The 3,081-nt window shown below is 55.5% G+C and carries 2 protein-coding genes and 1 pseudogene; 2 read left to right on the top strand and 1 reads right to left on the bottom strand.

Going from position 1 to position 3,081, the window contains the following annotated elements; genetic code table 11:
* Window positions 1-679 precede the first annotated feature (679 nt).
* Window positions 680-1,354, top strand: a pseudogene (locus tag PM2_RS29005) (heavy metal response regulator transcription factor).
* On the top strand, window positions 1,351-2,769 hold the full coding sequence (locus PM2_RS29000; RefSeq protein ID WP_004576010.1) for a heavy metal sensor histidine kinase: 1,419 nt from the start codon (window positions 1,351-1,353) through the stop codon (window positions 2,767-2,769). The pseudogene PM2_RS29005 and the gene PM2_RS29000 overlap by 4 nt, the downstream one beginning before the upstream one ends.
* 58 nt (window positions 2,770-2,827) lie before the next feature.
* Here PM2_RS29000 and PM2_RS28995 read toward each other — a convergent pair.
* Window positions 2,828-3,081: hypothetical protein (locus PM2_RS28995; protein WP_042132627.1), on the bottom strand; the 254-nt coding region annotated here is incomplete at its 5' end.

Raw genomic sequence — 3,081 nt, 5'->3', positions numbered from 1 at the left:
CCCAATAAAAAAGCGCCCGTAGGGGGGGCGCTAAAATTCACCTACCAAAGGAGCGTATGGTTTACAGGTGAATGCACTGACGCGAACAACTGCCCGTTGCTCTTGCCAAGCTGCTTTGAAATGAGACAATTTCCAAAGCAGCGATGCCTCTTCCGCTGCCCTTAAACTAGCAAAGTAGGCTAACACCAAGATGATCGCGCAATTACAATTTGGACATGTAATAGATTGTAAGGTAATTATTCGAGAGAATACTGAGCCGCCACGTGAACTAATTCGCAGAAAGGCGCAGCAGTTTGATGCCGAGCATGGGTACTGCCTGCGTGGCGCTCTCTATCCAAGGCCGGTACGAGCCCTGCAAGCTGACGACCGAAATGCTGCCTGTCCTGACCGATTCCACCTGCCAGGCGAATCTGTCGGACACCGCCGCAGGCCCCAGAATCCACTATGCTTAGTGGTGGAGCCTGCATGACTGTCAGAAATCTTGCGGCTACATTACAAATTTGTAGGATTTCGCCGCGGCCAGCTTCTTCGCGTTAAGATTCAAGCGTCCTCAGGTGACCCGGCGTATGGACAGAGGTAGCGACTACCACATGCCATACCCTCAGCCAAACTTTCGAACAGCCTGCAACCAATCTTGGCGGATTATGGCCAACTCCTTCCTCACACCTTGAGATAAGTTATGCGCGTTCTAGTTGTGGAAGACGAAATTAAAACTGCCGAATATCTTCAGCAGGGCCTATCCGAAAGCGGGTATGTCGTAGATATCGTGCACAACGGTGTAGATGCCCTGCACTTGTTCAACACTAATGTCTATTCGTTGGTCCTTCTGGACGTGAACCTCCCGGGTATCGACGGCTGGGACCTGCTGGAAACCATCCGTAAGACCAGCCGGGTCCGCATCATCATGCTGACCGCCCGCGGACGCATCAATGACAAGCTCAAGGGCTTGGACGGCGGCGCGGATGACTACCTTGTGAAGCCATTCGAATTCCCTGAACTGCTTGCTCGCATCCGTTCGCTGCAACGCCGTGGTGATGAGTTAGTCGAGAAGAGCTCGCTGAAAATTGCCGATCTGGAACTCGACTCCGTCCGCCATCGCGTCTTCCGCGGTGGCACACGCATCGATCTCACCACCAAGGAATTTGCGCTTCTGCACCTGCTCATGAGCCGAACGGGCGAAGCGCTGACTCGCTCTCAGATCATCTCGTTGGTCTGGGATATGAATTTCGATTGCGACACCAATGTCATCGATGTAGCCATACGGCGCTAGCGGTCGAAGATCGATGACCCGTTTGAAACCAAGCTCATTCACACGCTTCGTGGCGTTGGGTACGTTTTTGAGGAACGCGCATGAGGCCATTCAGCCTGGCTGCAAAGCTGGGGTTAAAAGTTGGGTTGATGAGCGCAGCGTTGCTGCTTCTGTTCGCCACCTTCGGCTATATGATGGTAGGCAAGGCTCTGGAAAGAAATGCCAGAGCGGACCTGGAAGTAAAGATGGCGGGGATGGCTCACAACCTGTCCACCATCCCGGACATCTCCGGCGTCAACGCGGATGCGCATCAGCTTGTCGATTTGGTCATGGGCCACAACAACCTGTATGTGAGCATATTCGATACCTCACAGAATCATACTCCCCTGCTCTCGATTGGCTCGAAACAGGTCAATCTGGAGGTGCACAAGTTTCAGCCGGCGGCCCACCCCAAAGAGCACGAATGGCGTGATACGCAGGACCGTCCTCTGCTGAGTGCTTCTCGAATCATGCGCTTGGGCGATGGAACAGAGGTCAGCGTCTACATGACCATGGACCAGTCATCCAGTGAGGCGCTGCTCGATGCGTTGCTGACCTGGGCCCTGATGATGTCCCCCGTCATCCTCGCACTGATCCTGGCCATTGGCTGGTGGACTGTGCGCAGAGGCCTGCTGCCACTGACCAAGTTCCTCAAGATCGCGTCGAAAATCTCAACCGAGAGCCTCGACCATCGCCTTCCAACTGATGGGATGCCGGCAGAACTCAAAATGCTCGCCGACGGCATTAACATCATGCTGGCTCGCCTGGATGATGGGGTTCAGCAGCTATCGCAGTTCTCTGACGACCTTGCTCACGAACTTCGGGCACCGCTCTCCAACCTAATGGGCAAGGCTCAGGTTGCCTTGACCAGAGAACGATCGCTTTCCGAATACCGGGAGGTTCTGGAGTCGTGCACAGAAGAGCTGGACCGCATGAGCCGCATGGTTTCCGACATGCTGTTCTTGGCCCAGGTCAGTCATCCAGCATCCATGGTGGAGTTCGAACCCGTCTCCTTGGTCGACGAGGTCCAGCGCGTGTGCGACCTCTTCAGCATTTCGGCAGAGGAAGGCGAGATCCAGCTGCAGATCTCTGGCAGTGATGATGTGGTACGCGGGAACCGTCTGATGGTTCAACGAGCCGTCTCGAACCTCGTGTCAAATGCGATCCGATACTGCCCTCGCGGCCGCACGGTCTTCGTGAAGGTGCAGCATAGTGCGAGCGGTACGACGTTGAGTGTCGGCAACCCCGGCCGCGGTATTGCCAAGGAACACCACGCGCACTTGTTTGAGCGGTTCTACCGTGTGGACAAGAGCCGAGCACGGAGCGAAGGCGGTACCGGTCTTGGCTTGGCCATCGTTCAGTCGATCATGAGCCTGCACCAGGGGTCGGCGAGCGTCGAGGTGACCGAAGAAAACTTCACCTGGTTCCACCTTCACTTTCCCGCAGCCCAGCAACTGCAGCCGGCAATGAACGCCGCTTAAACCGCGCAGACATGATTAGGCCCGTCAATCGACGGGCCTTTTAGTTTGCCTCAATGCATCAGTGCCGGAGGACCACAGTGTCCATGGGCGACCGCAGAATCACTGACTTAATAATCTTCTGTTCGTCAGGACTGGCGTTCTTCCACAGGTGGGAGAAGTACTGAGCATTCACTTTCTCTTGGGCACTTACGCTGCCGGCGGCATCGATCAGGCGCATGGTCGAGTAGACACAGATCAGCGCCAGGATGAAGAACGCCGTGGCGACCACCATCACATAACGCTTGGCCAGAACCGGTGCACGCTTGAGCTCCT

It is taken from the genome of Pseudomonas monteilii NBRC 103158 = DSM 14164, from assembly GCF_000730605.1.
Lineage (GTDB): Bacteria > Pseudomonadota > Gammaproteobacteria > Pseudomonadales > Pseudomonadaceae > Aquipseudomonas > Aquipseudomonas monteilii.
This window is presented reverse-complemented; position numbering and strand designations above follow the sequence as displayed.

What these genes read in the sequence shown, in the direction of transcription:
- PM2_RS29000 (WP_004576010.1), top strand. Translation starts at nt 1,351, where the DNA reads ATGAGGCCATTCAGCCTGGCTGCAAAGCTGGGGTTAAAAGTTGGGTTG.